Origin of the sequence: uncultured Porphyromonas sp. (genome assembly GCF_905372525.1) — a bacterium.
Classification (GTDB): domain Bacteria; phylum Bacteroidota; class Bacteroidia; order Bacteroidales; family Porphyromonadaceae; genus Porphyromonas.
In genome coordinates this window covers 1-18,170 of record NZ_CAJPPN010000046.1, presented here as the reverse complement: position 1 = coordinate 18,170, position 18,170 = coordinate 1, and the positions used below count along the sequence as shown (strand labels likewise).

Below are 18,170 nucleotides of genomic sequence, written 5' to 3'. Positions count from 1 at the left end.
CCCTACGACACTCTACGACACCCGCCATACCCGCCCGCCATCCCTACCCATGACGACACCTGCCTACCCCGCTACCCCTGCTCTCCCCCGCTCCTATCATCCCTGCACACCCAGCATATTATTAGACCTATTGGACCTATTAGACCTATTACTCTTATTAGTCCTAGATCTAGCGGTGAGCTAGGTCTAATAGGTCCAATAGGTCTAATAAGATATTCTGCGAAGGCCTACCAAAGACCGCTAGGGAGGATATGGGCTGATACCGCTATAGGGTAGGTTTAGGGTAGATGTGGGGGCTAGAGCTACTATATATGTCCGGCATGGTCTATGTCTGGTACGCTATAGTATGGTGTAGTCCATGTGTCATATGGTACAGCCCTCGGTGTAGTCTATGCTGCTCGGTGTGGTATGTCCGGTGTAGTCTATGTACCGTATGGTACAGCCCAGCATGGTCTATGCCCGGTGTAGTCCATGTGCCGTATGGTACCCCAGCATGGTCTATGCCCGGCGTAGTCTATGTGTCATATGGTACAGCCTACAGCCCTGTATGGTCTATGCTCGGTGTGGTATCGTGTGATGGGGATAGGTCTATACTCTGGCCTCGTATGTGCAGGATACGTCCTATTACCCACCCTTCTCCTCTGCTCGGTCGCAGGCTCTAGTATGTATTAGCCCTATTACTTCTACTAGCCCTATCTATAAAACTACCTCGCCTAGCCCCCCTCCTTCGAGGGGGGCTAGGCGAGGTAGTTGTTTTCTAGCTATCCTACTACTTCTGTGGAATGAAGTACCAGCCAGCGGGGAAGGAGTTCGTTTTGTCCTTCTTGATGAGGACGTTGCCCTGAGGGTCTAGGACGAGGGTAGAGTTAATCTTGTAATCCATGCCGAATCCTTTGATCCCAGAGTAGTAGACATACCCAGTCTTAGGATCTACCCCGAGGCTGTTGTAGTGCATCTTCAGCTCAGGGGCATATTTAGCATCTAGGATGTTGGCAAAGACAGCCGTCGTCTTCTTTGCAAAGTCATGCTTACGGATCGTCGTCGTGGCCCCAGTGAAGTAGATGGTGTTGCCCGTAGCGAAGATTGCAGAGGTTGCTCCCCAGCCAACACTTGTGGACTCTGTCAAAGCGTTAGAGGCAATGATCTTGAAGTCCGCCGGATCTGGATTGACCTTAGCGATTGTATTAGGTGCCACATAGGAGACCCAGAGGTTGCCATCGTCGGCAAGGGCAAGCCCCGAAGGATTCCCTGCTAAGGGTAGTTCCTTGACGACTTTATCCCCCTGTATCATCAGGAGCTTCTTGTTAGAAGTGATGGCGAAGACACGCTGTCCGATGACTGCCATGCGGAGCTTCTTAGCACCCGTAGTTCCTTCGATGAGCTTGAAGCCACCATTTTCTGTCCCGAGGTAGATACCACCACCGTTTTTGTCTGTACGGAGGTAGATGCGATCATCGATGACGGCGATGTGTGTGGGCCACAGCTTAGCTAGTGCAGCATCGTTGAAGACCTTGATCTTCTCTAATGTACCCGTCTTAGCGATGGTCAGTAGACCTTCACCTCCATTCTCTGGTCCATTCTGTGAGATGATGTAGACCTTGTCGTTAGCGAAGGTAAGGTCTTGACTGACGTTACCGAGCTTCGTCCCGTTGACGTGGATATAGGCACTGTCCAGGATGACCTTCTTATCGACATCTACGTAGGTGATTGTCCCTGTCTCGTCGGTCAGATTCCCTTCGTTGAGCAGGAAGGCTCCCTTCGTGAAGCGAGGCTCTACAGTGTATTCTCGGGTGACGGAGATGTCTTTGTATTTGGAGCTTGACACCGTGAGGGTGTAGCGCCCTGGTAGGCTGGGACGGAAGAAGTAGGTCTCGCCACGAGAGACCTCCTTGCCATTGAGTGTCCAGACGATGCCTGTCGGGTCTGCGGTGACCAGATCCCCTGTAGCTGTGATCGTGATGGGCTCAATCTGCTGGATCGTGGTAGCCTCATTGGAGTAGCTCAAGGAGAGCCCGCGAGGCTCTACTGTATACTCTCGTGTGATCGAGATGCTCCTATCGGCCGAGGAGATGACTAGGGTGTAGTGGCCGATCTCGCTGGGCTGGAAGGTGTAGGAGATACCACGCGCGACTTCCTTCCCATTGAGTGTCCAAGTGATTCCCGTAGGATCGGTAGTGGCCTGTGTGCCTGTGACGGTGATGGTGATGGACTTCCCTAGGCGGATGGTCGTAGCCTCATCACTGTAGCTCGGCGCGAACTCACGAGAGATGCTGTTGGCTACCTCGGTTGGGTCGTCCTTCTTACACGAGGCAAAGCTGACGACGAGGGCAAGGGCTGCCCAAAGAATTTTCTTTGTCATATCAACATTAGAGATTATTGGTAGGGTTTATTCTCTGCTCTTTAGTATGTGTAGATGATGCCCATGACCTCTGTAGAGCACTCCCCGAGCCAACCATTGACTTGGTTTACTCCGGTCTGGATACGGATGAAGTCTACTCCGGGGAGATGGACGGGCCTACCGTTCCTATCGATAGCCCAGTCGATGTCAATGGTCGAGCCCTCATCGTCATTAGGAAGGTTGTCGGCATAGCCATACTTGAAGGCTAGGAGCACGAAGTAGGGCTCTGTGCCAGCTGGGCTCTGATTGTAGGCGTTCTGTGGGAGGCGTGTACCCCTTAGGGTGTATTTACTCCCCGTGATCCACTGTGGGTAGTAGCTCTGACTGTGGAAGGTGTTCTTGGGGAGCCATCCCTCTCCACCCTTATTGTCTGTCCAGTGGATGTACTTCTCGATAGAGACTGAGGGGTCACCAGAGTCTCCCTCTGCCTCCTCTCGCTGGGGACGTTCGTAGGTGATCTCGTAGTCACGGAATGTCCTTAGGTCAAGCTTCTTGGGTTCTAGGAAGGTGTACCAAGCCTCCTTCTTCGGGTTAAGGGTCGAACTCCCTGCGATCTCATACCACTCATCTTCGTCAGGTCTGCCATTTTTGTTGGCATCGTAGGCGACATAGATGATACCTGGTTCGCAGCTTCCACCTCTGAAGCCCGACTGGTTGTTTTGTCCCTCAAAGGCATTCCCTAGGATGCGGAAGTCTCGCTTCTTAGGCGTGTTGGGGATTGTATGGTCAAAGCCTAGGACGACGTAGCCTCCCCAGCCCCCTAGGGTGATCAACCCCTTCTGATTATTGCCGATCGACTCGAGAACTTTCTTGTTCATGGACTTCTGTGTGTCCCCTGCTTCGTACTTGGGTAGCTTGTTGGTGAACTGTCCCACACCAGGTCTGTAGTCTAGTACCTTGGTGATATAGCCGAGAGTCCCCTTGGGGAGTTCGGTATCATCTCCTGGCTGTGGGCTGGGAGGAGTCGGGATGGGCGTAGGTGTCGGGGCAGGTGTATCCTTCTTACAAGCCCCCAGCCCCAGAGAGAGGAGGGCAACGGTGAGTAGGGTGCATAGGCCCGCTTTTGTGATTACTTGCTTCATAGTTGGTATTTACGTTATGTAGTTATTATTTGGGTACAAAGACGATATGAGCGGGGATCTCTCCTGCTGTAGTCTTCCACCGCAGTTTTCCCTCCTTGCTGAAGCAGTAGAGGGTACCTGGGGTGATATAGTCCTTGGCATCTGTGACCAGAATCTCCTCGGTCTCTGGGTTGATAGCAAGACCATAGGGGATCTTGATCTGCTTCTCTGTGCCATCGGTGATGAAGTTGTTCTGGACGACTTGCTGTGTCTTCGTATCGATGACGCTGTAGTTGATACTGTTCCCCCCCTTGATGTAGCTCCACTCTACGCTGTAGAGATAGAGGCGATCACCATGAACCGTCATATTAGAGCAGGGGACGTCAAGGGAGGTCGTAACCTGATCGGTCGCGGGGTCAATGACGAAGAGCTTAGATCGAATTTTGTAGTAATTCCCTCGGGAGGAGACCCAGATCTTGCCTTGTGCATCTACCTCCATCCGGTGTAGGTTGATCGCTACATCGATCTTCTTAATCTCTGTGAAGGTATCGAGGTCTATCACTGAGACGGTTCGGTCGTAGTTGGGAACTCGATACCCCCCAGAGTTGGCGACATAGAGTTTGTTGCCTACTATGACGAGCTCATCGGGCTGATAACCTACGGTGCACTCGGCCACGACCTTCATCGTGGCGGTATCCACCTTGGCGACATAGCCGAGGCGGGCGTTAGGGTCGATCTGTACCGGGCCTGCGTAGGAGCTGACATAGGCATACTGACCCTTGAAGGTGATATAGCGGCAGTTCGGGATGGAGATCTTCCCGATATGTTTAGCAGTGTGGACATCCATTACCTCGATGAGGTGTGAGACGTTGATGACGGCATATAGCCGAGAGCCGTAGATCTGGATGTCATTACCTACATCACCGAGTTCCTTGACGACATTGGGATTACGCTCAGCATAGAGGTTCTTGAAGTAGATCCCCGAGGTGTACTCGAAGTAGTCTAGGGTGCTCTTGTTTCGCCCCATGGAGCCCTCATTGAGGAGATAGAAACCATGTAGAGTATTCAACCTCTCTGGTGTAGTGACCTTGGTGCGAGAGGCTGGTAGGACGACTTCCTCTCGGTTGCACGAGTAGAGCCCTAAGAGGGTGATGAGCAGTAGGGATGCTAGTCCCCGTAGTATGAGCCGTATCATATATTCCACTCTAGTTTCAGTTTGACGCTTGTCCCAGGCATGGGGTAGGAGCGGACGACTTCGTACTGCTGGTTCAGCAGGTTATTCACCTCTGCGGTAAGGCGTAGGTTATGTCCCCGCCACTGCAGGGCTTTGGTCAGCGAGATGTCACTCGTCCACCAGGGGACGATATGGTACTCTGGGATATTGGCACCTGCATCATATCGCTCGCCGGTGTAGATGAAGCTGTAGTTAGCCTCCCAGCCATGCCACTGCAGGCCGAGGATCGCTGAGCCGCTGTGCCAGGGGATGTAGGGGATCTGATCCCCGTAGTAGCTGTCCGAGGGGTCAGTGAGATCCTGAGCTCGCTGATAGGTGTAGGTCATACGAGCCGAGGCGGTGACTTGACCTGCCTGCCAGAGGCTCTGTAGGGCTAGGTCAAGACCGAGGATGCGGACGTGGCCGAGATTGACCATCGTCCAGCGAAACTGGTTGGAGGTAGGCATAGCGATGATCTTGTCATCGACATAGTTGAGGTAACCATCCAACTGTAGCTCTAGGTGACGAAGGGCGCCACGCTTCCACTCCTTCGTATAGACGACCCCGAGGTCATACTGCGTGGTGTACTCGGGTTTGAGATACTTATTGCCAATGAAGGTGTAGTAGAGGTCATTGAAGGTAGGCATGCGGAAGATCCGCTTGTAGAAGCCACGTAGACTGAGGTCGGGCTCGGTGGCGAAGGGCTTGTAGCTCAGCACGAGCGTCGGCGTCCACTCGCTCTTGGCGGGAGCCTCTGCCCCGAGGGCCTTCGTCCAGTCGTAGATGTAGGTGTGTAGGAGACTTCCCTGAGCCTTCAGCCCGCCTAGAGCCCAGTCGGTCGAGAGGGCGGTGAGGACAGAGAGGCGGGTCGGGTAGGCGAAGTCGTAGAGGTCGGCATCCAGATAGTTGAGCTGGAGGTCGTTGGAGAGGGAGATATGCCCCGCCTCGCTCAGGGTGAAGGCATGGGCATGGGAGAGATAAGCCTCCTGCTGACGGTAATGGTTATTGACGTACATCGTCGTCACGTCCAGCCGAGGGTCGGAGAGGTAGTGGAGGTAGTCGTAGGCCAGCTTAGCATTCACCAGCAGGGAGTAGCGGGGAGAGAAGTCCCGACGCACAGAGCCCTGGAGCATGAGGTTATTGTCCCACTGCCTATCCTCGTGGTGGAACTTCCCGGGCTCCTCACGGACGAAGGCTCCGGGGTAGCCTCGCTGCGAGTTATAGAGGTAGGCCTTCGCTCGCCAGTCGCCCTCTGCGATGCGCCCGAAGAGTCCTACCTCGGCACGTAGGGCACGCACATCGCCGTTGTGGCGGATAGCGGTGGTGTCGTAGCCGTCCTTCTTGCTGTAGCGGAAGCGGTAACGCCCCGTGGTGTACATATACTCGCTACTCACGGAGAGCGAGGTGGAGGGGGAGAGGCGATGCTCCCAGAGGATGGAGGGGTTGAGGGTGGAGAAGGAGCCCGCCTTGAGGGACACCTTGAGGTGGTCACGCTCGCCTGAGGCGAAGGACGGGCGACGGGTGTTCATATAGAGTGCCGAGGCGGAGGCGTAGTTCTTCGCAGGCTGGAGGATGGCGCTCTTCTGCCCGTTGTATATGGAGACGCTCTCCATATTGTCTAGGGAGAAGCGTCCGAGGTCGATCTGGCCGTTCTGTGCATTCCCCAGCTGGATACCATCGTAGAAGACCCCTACGTGCTGCGAACCCATACTGCGGATATTCACCGTCTTGAGCCCTCCGATACCCCCATAGTCCTTGATCTGCACCCCTGCGAAGTAGCGGAGGGCGTCAGCGATCGAGGCGGCAGAGAGACGCTGTAGGGTCTCCCCCGCCAAGCTCTGTACGGGGATGACTTCGCGTGACAGCGAGCGGGCGGTCACGACGACGGTCTGTAGGGTATGCACGCTATCCACGGGGGTACCTGCTCGTATCTCGGCAGGAGTCGCGAGGGCAGAGAGTGTGAGGGCAAAGACGATACAGAGTCGAGGCCTATTGTTCATCAGTGTCGGTCCTAGTTACTAGTATAAAACACATAGGGTAGGAGGGTGAAGGTCAGGTATCCCCAGCCTTGTCCCCATCTCTGGGGGGCTCCTTCCCTAGGGACAAAGGTACGGAATTATCCTGTCTCCCTCTCTATCACCACTTTGCCGTCTGTAGGGGGCTGTTCTCCACCCCGATCACCCAAGGCTCACGTAGCCGGCGCTAGACCCTGTCTGTCGGGGGAAGCCCCAGGACTGACGCATGAAATCACTATAGTGCGAGGGCCAGGTCGTGGGGGTGTATACGCCGAAGATAGAAGTATCTATGTCCTAGGTGTAGAGACCCCCAGCGTATCCCTCCTACCTAGGAGGGATGAGTATACACGTGTGTACACAACTGTATACCCACGTGTACACAACAGTATACACGCGTGTACACAAGTGCGCTCTAAGTATGTCCTCTGTAGGGCTCGCTTGTAAGTCTATTCCTTGGGGATAATACCTAGGATCTTTAGTGATGGGCTAAGGCTCCCTAGGATATGAAATAATCCCCCCGAAGATCCCGAGGCAGGAGTGTGTGAGCGAGATCATGCGTCAGCCCTAGGGGAAGCCCCATCGGTCAGACCTCGCCCCAACAGCCCCCGTTATCGGCGAGTACTCAAGCGTCCCAAACCGACTATACTTAGAGCGTCTCTGCGCTCCTATAAAGAGCGCTCTCGTCACCTATGTAAGGTGATGGGAGCGCTCATACCGAGAGCGCAGAGGCGCTCTAGGTATGAGCGCAAACGCCCTCTAGGAAGGTCTGTCACAGAGTGTGTTAGGAAGGGGATGGGAGGGGGAGCGTGGCACACGATACCACATGGCGCCCTACGGGGTATCCCGCTATAGGAGTAGGGGATAATAAGTACCTTTGTGGGGGAGACCGCTTGTGTGGATAGCTATTCCTCGTTCCTCCTCTAGGCGGGTCTCCACCCTATGGGATGAAGTATTCTCTAAGTCCCAAGTCCCATTATAAATAGGCATGAACTATGTATCAGATTCCTACGCTCCCCCTCTCCATAGATCTGGAGACTACCCGTGTGCTGAAGCAGGTCGGTAAGGCTAGCCGAGCCCTAGCTGAGCTTAAGGGTGTCGCTCAGACTATTCCCAATGAGCAAATCTTGATTAGTTCGCTTACCCTGCAAGAGGCTAAGGAAAGCTCTGAGGTAGAGAATATCGTCACGACTCAGGATGACCTCTTCCAAGGAGACCTCCATTTAGGGCTATCTCTCCTGCCTATGAGTGTCAAGGAGGTGCTTAGCTATCGAGAGGCCATCCAGTATGGCTTTCGCACAATACGTGAAAGCAAGCTCATAACTAATAATATAGTCAAGCAAATCCAGGAGCGACTAGAGGGAAATAGGGCGGGATTTAGGACGGTGCCAGGCACAAGTCTCAAGAATAGTCGAGGCGAGGAGGTGTATATGCCTCCTCAGGATGGGGCAGAGATCGAGCGATATATGGCTAATCTCGAGATGTTCATCAACGATAGTTCTCTAAGTGATATTGATCCTCTTATCAAGATGGCAATTATCCATCACCAGTTTGAGAGTATTCACCCCTTCTACGATGGTAATGGCAGGACTGGACGTATCCTCAATATCCTCTACTTAGTCGCCATGGACTTACTTGATCTGCCCATCCTCTATCTCAGCCGCTATATCACACGGAATAAGGCTGATTATTACCGCCTTATTCAGGCTATTAGAGACAAGGATGGAGATAACCAAGCCGAGTGGGAGGAGTGGGTTCTCTTTATCTTGGTGGGGGTAGAGCAGGTAGCTTTGGAGACCATCCAATTGGTAAAGGATATCTCTCGACTCCTCAATGACTACAAGCAGCGGCTACGCCCTGTCCTAGGGAGCCGGTATACCCATGAGCTCCTTAACAACTTGTTCTTCCACCCCTATACCAAGATCAAGTATATCGAGGAGGCTCTGTCGGTGAGTCGGGGGACGGCGACCTCGTACCTCGACCAGATCGTATCTCTTGGGCTCCTAGAGAAGACTCGCTTAGGACGGGATAACTACTATATCAATACCCGCCTTGTCGAGCTCCTCCGAGGGGGAGAGGGCTCCTAAGGGCGATGAGGGGGGGATCCCCTCAGTGATTATAGATATGCACAAGAAAAGGCCTTTTTCTGTACATATCCTTCGGGACGTGTACAGAAAAAGGTCTTTTCTTGTGCATATTCCACTCTCTTCTCTGTGCGTCGAGTGGGGAAGGGAATGCGGCGAGCCCCTTGTAGCTAGACGGAAGCGAGGGGACTACGGGGGGAGGTTTAGAGGGTGGGAGCGGCGGAGTCGGAGTTGGAGAGGTTGCGGTCGTAGTCCTTGTTCTTCCCCTTGGAGAAGTGATAGCTGACCCCAAGGCGAATCATATTCTTGTTCGCATAGATGTCTGTCGTAGCGTGATGGGTCACGGGACTGTAGGGGAGCGACCAGTCCTCATAGTGAGAGGGGGTACCGATGAAAGTCAGGGCGGCCGAGAAGCTCCACTGCCCGAGACGATAGGAGACCATGGCATGATGGGCATTCTCCTGAAGCATTTTAGCCCCACGTGAGAAGTACTTGCTCGGGAAGCGGTATTGATAGAAGAGCCCGAAGGAGCCAAGGTTTGCCTTGAGGCCTAGATCAAGCCCGAAGGCATCCAGCTCTACCGCCCTATTGCCCTCGGTATGGAGCGTGCCGTGGTGGTACTCAGTCTCGATGCCGAGGGCTAGATTCTTGTTCCCAAGTGGCATGATCGTTAGCCCCAGTGCCCCCCTAAGCTCTTCGTACGAGGGGGCGTTGATGTTCTTCGAGAGGTAGTGTGCCCCTCGAGAGAGGTAGGTTTGTATGATCGGATTGCGTGCGTAGTAGTAGCTAGGACGTCCCTGTATCTCGATGTACTTGTTCTGGAGGGAGTAGATGAGCTGTAGATGATGGCGCTGCTCGTTGATCAGTGAGGGGTTTCCCTCGAAGATAATATCCCGATTGGTCTGCTGGGTATTGGTGCTGAGGTCGATGACGCTCGGGGGGACGGGGCGCAGGGTGTAGGTCAGACGCAGGGACTGGCTGTTCCCTAGTCGGTAGCCGAGGACGACACGTGGGGTGAGGAGCAGTTGGTCATAGCTATTCACCTCGGAGCGGTTCCTTGTGTGGGTTAGCCCTAGGCTCAGCTGATAGATGAGCTTGCGCCATCGCCCTGTCAGCTGGCTATAGGCATAGCCGGTATAGTAATGACTGCGGTAGTGGGTCTTGCCCTGCTGGTTGGTATAGTCGGAGAGGAGCGAGGCATATTCAGCACGATAGCCACAGCTCCAGCGTGCGAAGCTGAGGTTGTGGATATACTCGGCCTCGCCGATGAATGAGGTCTTCGAGCTGTGTAGGTCGAGGATGTTCTCGAAGAGCTTGTGCCCAGCACTCAGCTCGCTGTCCTTGTTGTCTTGGCTTGTGACAAAGTGGGTCGCTACGGCATTGAGGGAGAGCTCACTTCGGGAGGTGAACTTGCGCCAGTAGTAGAGGTCTAGGTAGGGAGTGATGATGTCTGCTCGGGTCGTGTTGCTCCCCGTGCTGGTAGCCTCTACGAGCCCCTGCTGTCGGTAGGTCGTCTCGTTGGTGCCCCGACTGAATCGGTGTAGGAGCTCTGATCCGAGAGTCGCCTCGAGGACCTGCTTCTCGTTGTCGATATAGGCATACTTCACCCTTGGGCTATTGCTCGTGTAGCCGAAGTGATCCGTAGACCGCTCCTGGGCACTCCGATCTGTCCCCGAGAGCAGGTACTGATAGGTCGAGGTACCTCTGCGATCTCGGTAGTTGCGGTAGCTAAGCCTATAATCTAGGCTTAGGCGGTGACGCCCCAGGGTGTAGGTGAAGTAGGCATTGCCATCCCCGAAGCCTACCTGTGGGGACTGCGCATACTCGAAGCCGCCCGTATAGCCATCGTCTAGCCGAGAAGTGATGACATTGATGACGCAGGAGGCATCCTGATAGCGTATGGGTGGGACGTCGTAGAGCTGTACACGCTGCACCTTGGAGGTGGGGATCATGCGCAGGTCATTCTCGGTGGCTCGTATGCCGTTGATGAGGATGACGAGTGAGCCGCCGTCGGCAGTCCGAAGGCTGTTGGTCACGGGATCAAGCCGTAGGGTCGGTAGGCCTTTCAGCAAGTCGAAGGATTGTAGTGCTACCTTCCTCTCATTCGGAGAGAAGGTGTAGCTCCGCATCTCTGCCGTGTGACCGCGCCCCTCTGCAGTGACCTCGACTGCGGCGAGCTCCTGAGCTGTGGGGATGAGGACGAAGGTGCGCTCTATTGTCGTGCTATCCTGCGGGGTGGTGTAGATCTGCTCGAGGTCGAGGTAACCACGGGCGTGTATGAGGATGTTATACTTCGTCCCCGAGCGTAGCCCCGTGATGAGGTAGCTCCCTTGGAGATCGGTGTAGGTAGCTACATTAGCTGTCGTATCGCCCTCTAGCGGGTGTAGGACGATACTACTGAGGGCTATGCCCTGCCGAGAGGTCGAGTCTAGGACGACACCCCGTAGGGTGATCTGCGCCCGTAGGGGAATGATACTCAGCAGGAGGAGTGTCAGATATAGATGCTTGGTCACCTTAGTCGTCATGTCGTAGTAGTTGATGAATGGAGGCTGTACGCTCTCAGAGGTCAGGGGGTGGGCTCTATGAGGGGATGAATGATTGAGGAATAAAGTTAATTCTAAATTAAGACGCTCCTCCCGTAGGCAATACACAATATGCTCGCTCTAGGGCTGGCTCTACTTGGCTCGGTTGAGCTCTGAGTAGGCGCCCTGTGGACGGGTATCCTTCCCCTTATTAAGGCGGAAGAGGAGAGAGAGGGAGACCGTCCGAAGGTCTGGGCGAGACTCCGTGTACCTCGTGTAGTCCCCGAAGACTTGTCTACTACTCTTCGATACCGAGTTGAGCGGATTATATGCCCGGAGCTTGAGGATGAGCCTATCGTCAAGTAGAGAGTACGTGTAGGAGAAGCTCATCTGTGTCGTGGGGCTGTATTCTCCATAGCTGATCTTTGTCTTCCCTATTTCTTGGTCTAGGCTTAGCTCAAACTTATGGTTGCCGATGTGATAGCTGACGGGTAGGGAGCAGGAGACTAGTCGATTGGAGGTCTTGTCTCTCGTCGGAGCCGTATAGTCTCCGATGGTGCCATTCAGCTGAGGGTTGAGGTATAGCCTACCCCACTGTAGGGTATAGGATAGGGAGAGGGAAAGGTCTCGAGTCTGTCCGATGTTGAGGAATCTGCTTATGATCCGCCCAGGCTGCACCTCCACGGGGATGAGCTCCGGCGAGTCCTTGATGATTCGTCCTTGTAGGCTCAGGGCAAGATTCTGTATACCGGCAGAGAGTGTGAGGCTGTGTCTCTTGTCGGAGTGCAGGTCAGGGTTTCCCTGCCAGTAGCTCCCAGCATCCCTATCCATGGTGGCTGGGCGGAGCATAAAGGCGAGAGGAGGAGACTGCTCGAAGCTATAATCGAAGCTAAGGAAGCTATTATTCCCCCAGTTGTACCCCAGCGTGATGTAGGGCAGGAGGGTGTGCTCTCTGAAGCTACGCCGATGGGCGTATTGTCCCCTGAGTCCAACGGAATAGTTAAAAGCCCTGAGCGAACCATCGATCCAAGCATCATGCATGTAGGTCTCTTCGCTCCAGCTCTCGAGGGCATCTTTGAGGAAGAGATCCTCATAGCCGACTTTGGCATGTACGGAGAGTGGAGCACCCTCTTCGCCATAGTCATACTTTAGGATCCCGCTCAGGGAGCGTGCGCTATTGGGTTGCTTGAGATGGGTGGTAGCGGAGGAGAAGTCGGTGCGGTAGCTATCATTGGTATACGCCGAGTAGGCGTATCCTATCTCTGCTCGGACTCCGTGTTTCCCAGAGCGAAAGGCTGCATAGTATCCGCTATTGAGGTCCGGGAAGTCATCGGAGTAGGTCCTATTCATAGAGCTTCGTCTACCTTGGGATTCGAGTTGGCTCTTGACTTGCTCAGCCCCCGTCCAAATGTTCAGATCAAGGCCAAGGAGCCATTTCTGCCCTAGAGATAACTCACTCTGGTACGTGAGAAAGAGAGAGGAGGTAGAGGTCTCCCTCTGTAGCTCTGTCGTGAAGGGGGGCTGCCCCCGAGTGATATGCCTCTCTTGGCTGTATTCCACCCCTCGGGATAGCCTCTCTGAGGCAGTGAGTATATTGGACCAGTTCCGTAGATTGAGCTGGGCGACGACTCCAAGCTTACCTTGGTTCTTACGGCTTCGTGCATAGGCAGCCTCGACAGAGAGCGCATATCCCTGGATACGTTTGATGTCTAGGATGATCTCATAGCTAGTCATTACTCGCTTGAAGGAAATGCGCTGGAGGTCTTCGGCCTTGAGTGTGCTGAGGAAGGCCTTTGTATCCTTGCTGATGGGGCGCAGTGTCCCATGCTCTCCGATGCGGAACCCTGAGATGGGCTTAGAGAAGTAGGTCTGTGTCTGTTCGGTGAGGAGTAGTCCGGGGATCTTCCCTAGGGCTTCGAGTAGATCGTCGTGTCGAAAGAGCGGGATATTTGCTATCTCTATGATATTCCTCGCGGGGCTATACTTCACGATTCGGCGAGAGGCAGACACGACCACTCCTCCGAGGTTGTGCTCCCCCTGGGCATAGAGTATGAAGGGGGGGGAAGGGGGATCCTTAAGCAAGGTATCCAGAATGAACTCACCGAAGTAGCTCGCTCTCAATCGGAGTGGATAGGTGAGAGCCCGAGGCAGGGTGAATACTCCTCGCTCATCGGTTAGGCTCCTCAGAGTATCTTGAGACCCTCCTGGAGTCAGGACGATGGTCGCCCCGACAATAGGAGACTTATCTCCGTGCTCCAGGAGCTGTCCTTGTATGCCTTCCTGAGCGTGTGCCGAGACAACGCTACTCACGAGGAGTAGCGTTGTCCATAGGCTGGCACATATAAGTTTCTGAAATCTCATAATGGTACTATTTTTTATGTGTGCGCCTCTCTTCTGAGGATCAGAGGGTGGGGGTGAGGCGGGCTGGAGGTGTCACGGAGTTGATGTCGTCCTGCTTGATCTTCTTGCCCGAGCGGAACTTCCAGACGAGGGTGAGCTTGACCCTTGTCTGGCGCGAGGTCTCCGTGCGAAGAACCTCTAGCCCGGGTTGGGAGATACGTATCCAGGGGGTGTTATGTAGAAGGTTGGAGAAGCGAAGCCCCACAGTGAGGCGGTCGCCGAGGAAACGTCCCCATCCGCCTAAGCTCATCGAGTAGGAGCCGCCCTGCTCGTAGCTCAGGGTCTTCATCCCCGTGCTGGCATCGAAGCTAAGAGAGAGACCAAAGTTATTGGAGAAGGTGAACTGATGGGTGCTCTGTATGCCTACCGAGGTGCTCTCTACCGAGCGTCCTGGGATGTAGTCCCGCTGGTGCTGGAGGTAGACATTGGTATTGCTCCGCCAGAGGTGGAGTGGGCGCAGCTCTAGGTCGCCCGAGAGATGATGGCGTAGGCGAGAGCCGATGTTCTCGGGGGTGGTGTAGTACACGCCGGGACGCTGAGGGTCAGGACGGGTCATGATGTGGATGATGTCTTCGCCCAGAGAGATATTGTAGGTGAAGCTTAGGTTCGGGGTCACCTGATAGGATAGCTCGCCTCGGTAGAAGATCTCTTGGCGGAGGTGAAGGCTCCCCTTACCATAGAGGCGGTCGGTCTGTACGAGTGCCCGAGGAGCGTAATAGCCGTAGTTCGGGAGGGAGTAGCTACGTCTGAGGGAGAGCCCTAGGCTGGACTCACGCTCCTTGCTGATGAGGTACTGTAGCTGTAGGGAGGGGAAGAGCCCTCGATAGGTTAGGTTCGCTGAGTAATCGGGGATGAAGCGATCAGAGAGCTGTCCTGTGGAGTAGTGGTAGAGCAGGTCTGCGGCGACAAAGAACCTATTGCCATCGTGCCATGAATAGCCTACCCATGGGCTGTAGTCGTGGCCCTCGACCTGGAAGTCGGACTTCTGGATCATCGAGAGCGAGCCCGTGGCGATACCCTGAGTGGTATTCTGATCCCTTAGGTAGCCATAGGTGAGTCCGAGGTTTAGCCCCTGTCGGTGGGGGAGGAGCAGGAAGAGCTTGGGCTGAGCAAGGAGGTGATGTAGGGCTTGGCTGGTGTTGTTCTTCTCCTTTCCTCCCCAGTGGTAGGTGCGATCGGCATCGGAGTGCTCACCGGCGTACTCGACCTTCACCTTGAAGAAGGAGGCATTGTTCTCTCCCCACTCGGCCCTATAGGTTGTCCCGAGGGTGTAGCTCCTCTCCCGCTCCTCATGCAGAGAGGTGAGAGGGGTACGCCCCTGGGGTCTGATGACCTTATCTAGGTCGGAGTGACCTAAGGTGAGGCTGCTATAGACCGAGAGTGTCTGATTGGGGCGAGGGGTGTACTTGAGCCCGAGGTTTCCCATGAGTGCCCGACTCCTATTCTCGTCCTGGAGCTGACGATCCTCTGTCGTCATGCCCATCGTCTCATGTCGCTCCCACTGCTGGTCGTACTTCCCGATACCCGTGGTGAGCCCTGCGTGTAGCGAATACTTCCCACGGCGGTAGAGTAGCCCTAGGGTTCCCTTGGCCTCGACGAAGCCTGCTTGGTCCATTTGTCCTAGGGCAGTCAGTGAGCCGAGTAGTCCGCCCTCCTGACGCAGGTGGATGTAGAGGACGCCCCCTGTGGCCTTGGCTCCATGCTCCGCAGAGGCCTGAGGCTGTACCTCGATGCGGTCAATGAGGCTAGGCGATAGGTTCTTGAGCTCCTCGAAGGTAATCTTCCGATCCTCCAGATAGATGAGTGTCCCCGTACGCCCGTGAACCTTCAGTTCGCTCTCGTTCACATTGAGCCCGGGGATGAAGCGTAGGACCTCGTGCAGAGGCTTACCCTCGGCGATGGGGTTGTTGCGTAGGCGGACGATGAGCTCCCCCGTCCTACGTCGGGTGGTGTGTGAGGCCATGACGGAGACCTCCCTGAGGGTGTGCTGATCCTCTTCTAGGTAGAGCGTCCCCTGAGCTCGCTCGGCAGTTAGGCGAAGGGGCTTGTAGCCGATGCAACGGATGCCGATCGTGTACTCTCCTCGAGGCGGGACAAAGGAGAGGCGATAGTATCCCAGCGAGTCACTCTGGGCTGTGGCTAGGGCACTCCCATCGGGACGTAGGACGTATAGGGTAACGTCCTCGATAGGGCTCTGGCTTTGCCTGCCGAGGATGCGTCCCCTGAGGGTCATCTGGGTGCTGTCGGGGGCTAGGTGTGTGTAACTGGGCGCAAGTCCCCCTCTGGATGCCCCTTGGGTCGCCACACAGAGGCTGGGGCATCCGATGATTAGTCCTAGGTAGATTAGTCTAAGTGTATGCATAGCAGTTGATCCTTTGGAGGCAAAAGGTGCGATATATCTACCGTATGCGCTCGGTAGAGCCTAAGGGGATATGTACCCCTACTTCTCCCCACAAATATCAGAATAATCTATGAGACACCAGCATCGCCCCGGCACGCAGATCTCGCCTCCCTACATCCTAATATAATTAAGGAAATCAACGCTTTGTGTGAGAGTAGGATGAGGGCGGGATGAATGGAGGTAAATTAGGTGAGATAGATGGTGCAGATCTCGGGCCGAAGCCAGAATGATTATCTCCCCTGCGCCCGGCCTGTCTATTCAAGTCTTCTGTTGGGGTAATAACAGGCAAATAAGAATAGCTTGTTTATCGATTTGTGTACTAGTAGATTAGGTGATAGGGTGGAGGTTCTACTAGGCTCATCAGCAAATAACAAGCAAATAAGATTATCCCCAAAATGGGATATACCTCATGTGTTTCTTCCCGATGTTGGGGTCAAGGGGCTTGATAAGTCCCTCCTCCACCGTATCTTTGATCAGACGCGAGATACTGGCTGCATAGGATTCTGCTAGCCCGAAACGAGCTCGGAGCGAGCTGTTGAGTAGAGACTCTCCTTCTATGTGTCTAATGCAGGCATGTAGATAGGCTGACCAAATCCTATCCTCATGCGAAATAGATCTATAATCCAGATGGGAGAAGAGGGTGACTTGGGTGGATGCTTCGTATGAATTGATACGTGGTGCAGGCAAGTAGTCGTGCTCGCAGGCTTTAACCATCCTATCCCATCCGCTACCCGCTTCTTCGCAGAATCCCATTCGCCTCATCAGGGCGGCAAGCTTTTCATTCCTAGACCTAGGTGGATTATCTACGATACGCCTAGGCTCAATAAGGGGAGCACCTGGGTTAAGGATCTCGATACGATTTCTAAAGATCTCCACCATCGGGCCATTACCCGTCTGACTTAAGTCTTGGTGGATAAGGGCATTGGCCAAAGCTTCACGAATAGCCTCTACAGGATAGGGGTGTATGGTCTGCCTCGTTACTTGTATTCTTTCTTGGCTAGGCAACCAGTCTTGAATAGTTTCTATCGATTTTATAAAACCTTCGACATAGCCGAATTCAACGTCTTTATTACGAGCTATCTGGGATTTATCTGTTCCCTCGTATTGGATAATTCTAATCGCTTTCCTTCCAACGCGGGGAAAGTCCGCAAGCCTAGTGGCCAAGAGTATTGCTCCTAAGTAAGTTATGGTATAGAGCCCATTGTCCTGTTTCTTGATCAAACCTTCTTCCATTAGGGGATGTGCATAGCCTCCTTCATCCTTAGGTAAAGGCATATTCACAGCTCTGAAGTAGGCATCACAAGAGAGTCGTTGGCGAACTTCGCCAAGAGGAAGGTCTGTCATGGCTGGAGTATCTTCCATACTGACGGCACGAAGCTTCTCAAAAAGAGAGGCCTGCTTCTCGCGATAGTCTCTAAGCCTCTTCGTATAGCTACCGATACGGATATAGACCTCTTTGCCGAACTCTACAGGATAGGCAATGGCTTTGTTTATGATGATAAACTCGATATTCTTACCATCGACTTCCGCCGAGCACATCTGGAACTCTGTATTGGGGGAGAGCTGATGTCTAAGCCAGCTTTCGAGCTCTTCATTACCCTTCTTTTGTTGGGAGAGCGAGATGTCTGTCCCAAGTATTTGATGGGTCTTGTCATCAATGCCCCAGACGATATAGGCTTGATCTCTCCCTATCAGCGTGGCACTATTAGCCAGCGCACTGATCCGTTCTCCTATCATACTAGGGTCAAAATTGTTATACTTGAATTCAAGCCACTCCGTCTCCTTGGGGTAGCTGATAAGCTCCTTGATGAGTTGTTGGAAATTTTTCATATCGAGAATTTGTAGGGATACGTGTATGTAGTTCCATCCAAAGGTAGTGAAAAAGGTGTTGTTACCAAGTAGTACTTGACCTCACTTCTCAGACTGTCTTTTCCCTATCTCTGCTGTATGTGGCTGGTGCGGAATAAAGGAGGCGGTGGCTAGAGGTGTGGCCTAAGCCCTTGCCTCTAGCCCCCGCCAGGAGGGTGGAGATGCGGGGAGTCGAACCCCGGTCCAAACATGGAACTAATCTGCTTTCTA

At 54.0% G+C, this 18,170-nt stretch carries 10 protein-coding genes; 2 read left to right on the top strand and 8 right to left on the bottom strand.

The window, feature by feature from the left end:
* The coding region (locus QZ170_RS07930; RefSeq protein WP_297179600.1) for a hypothetical protein at positions 1-184 on the top strand (184 nt) is incomplete at its 5' end.
* 585 nt (positions 185-769) lie between these two features.
* Here QZ170_RS07930 and QZ170_RS07925 read toward each other — a convergent pair.
* The 4 genes from QZ170_RS07925 to QZ170_RS07910 are packed head-to-tail and all read right to left on the bottom strand — an operon-like array spanning position 770 to position 6,672.
* On the bottom strand, positions 770-2,359 hold the full coding sequence (locus tag QZ170_RS07925; RefSeq protein ID WP_297179598.1) for a DUF5074 domain-containing protein: 1,590 nt from the start codon (positions 2,357-2,359) through the stop codon (positions 770-772).
* A 41-nt stretch (positions 2,360-2,400) separates the two neighbouring features.
* Positions 2,401-3,480: a PKD domain-containing protein gene (locus QZ170_RS07920; RefSeq protein WP_297179596.1), complete on the bottom strand. Its 1,080-nt coding sequence runs from the start codon at positions 3,478-3,480 to the stop codon at positions 2,401-2,403.
* Between the two features lie 25 nt (positions 3,481-3,505).
* A complete protein-coding gene (locus tag QZ170_RS07915; RefSeq protein WP_297179594.1) occupies positions 3,506-4,654 on the bottom strand; it encodes a YncE family protein in 1,149 nt (382 codons plus the stop codon).
* Positions 4,651-6,672: a TonB-dependent receptor gene (locus QZ170_RS07910; protein WP_297179592.1), complete on the bottom strand. Its 2,022-nt coding sequence runs from the start codon at positions 6,670-6,672 to the stop codon at positions 4,651-4,653. Before QZ170_RS07910 ends, QZ170_RS07915 begins: the two co-directional genes overlap by 4 nt.
* A gap of 1,007 nt (positions 6,673-7,679) precedes the next feature.
* Here QZ170_RS07910 and QZ170_RS07905 point away from each other — a divergent pair.
* Positions 7,680-8,771, top strand: a complete 1,092-nt coding sequence (locus QZ170_RS07905; protein ID WP_297179590.1) for a Fic family protein — start codon at positions 7,680-7,682, stop codon at positions 8,769-8,771.
* 200 nt (positions 8,772-8,971) lie between these two features.
* On the opposite strand, the gene QZ170_RS07900 is transcribed toward QZ170_RS07905, so the two are convergent.
* The 4 genes from QZ170_RS07900 to QZ170_RS07885 form a co-directional block, all read right to left on the bottom strand.
* The gene (locus QZ170_RS07900; RefSeq protein ID WP_297179588.1) at positions 8,972-11,293 is read right to left on the bottom strand and encodes an outer membrane beta-barrel protein; all 2,322 of its coding nucleotides are present in this window, start codon (positions 11,291-11,293) and stop codon (positions 8,972-8,974) included.
* A gap of 150 nt (positions 11,294-11,443) precedes the next feature.
* On the bottom strand, positions 11,444-13,651 hold the full coding sequence (locus QZ170_RS07895) for a TonB-dependent receptor (RefSeq protein WP_297179586.1): 2,208 nt from the start codon (positions 13,649-13,651) through the stop codon (positions 11,444-11,446).
* A gap of 40 nt (positions 13,652-13,691) precedes the next feature.
* Complete coding sequence (locus QZ170_RS07890) at positions 13,692-16,052, bottom strand: TonB-dependent receptor (protein WP_297179584.1); 2,361 nt, start codon at positions 16,050-16,052, stop codon at positions 13,692-13,694.
* A 423-nt stretch (positions 16,053-16,475) separates the two neighbouring features.
* Positions 16,476-17,921 (bottom strand): ATP-binding protein, encoded by a 1,446-nt coding sequence (locus QZ170_RS07885; RefSeq protein WP_297179582.1) that lies wholly within the window; start codon positions 17,919-17,921, stop codon positions 16,476-16,478.
* Between the last annotated feature and the right edge of the window lie 249 nt (positions 17,922-18,170).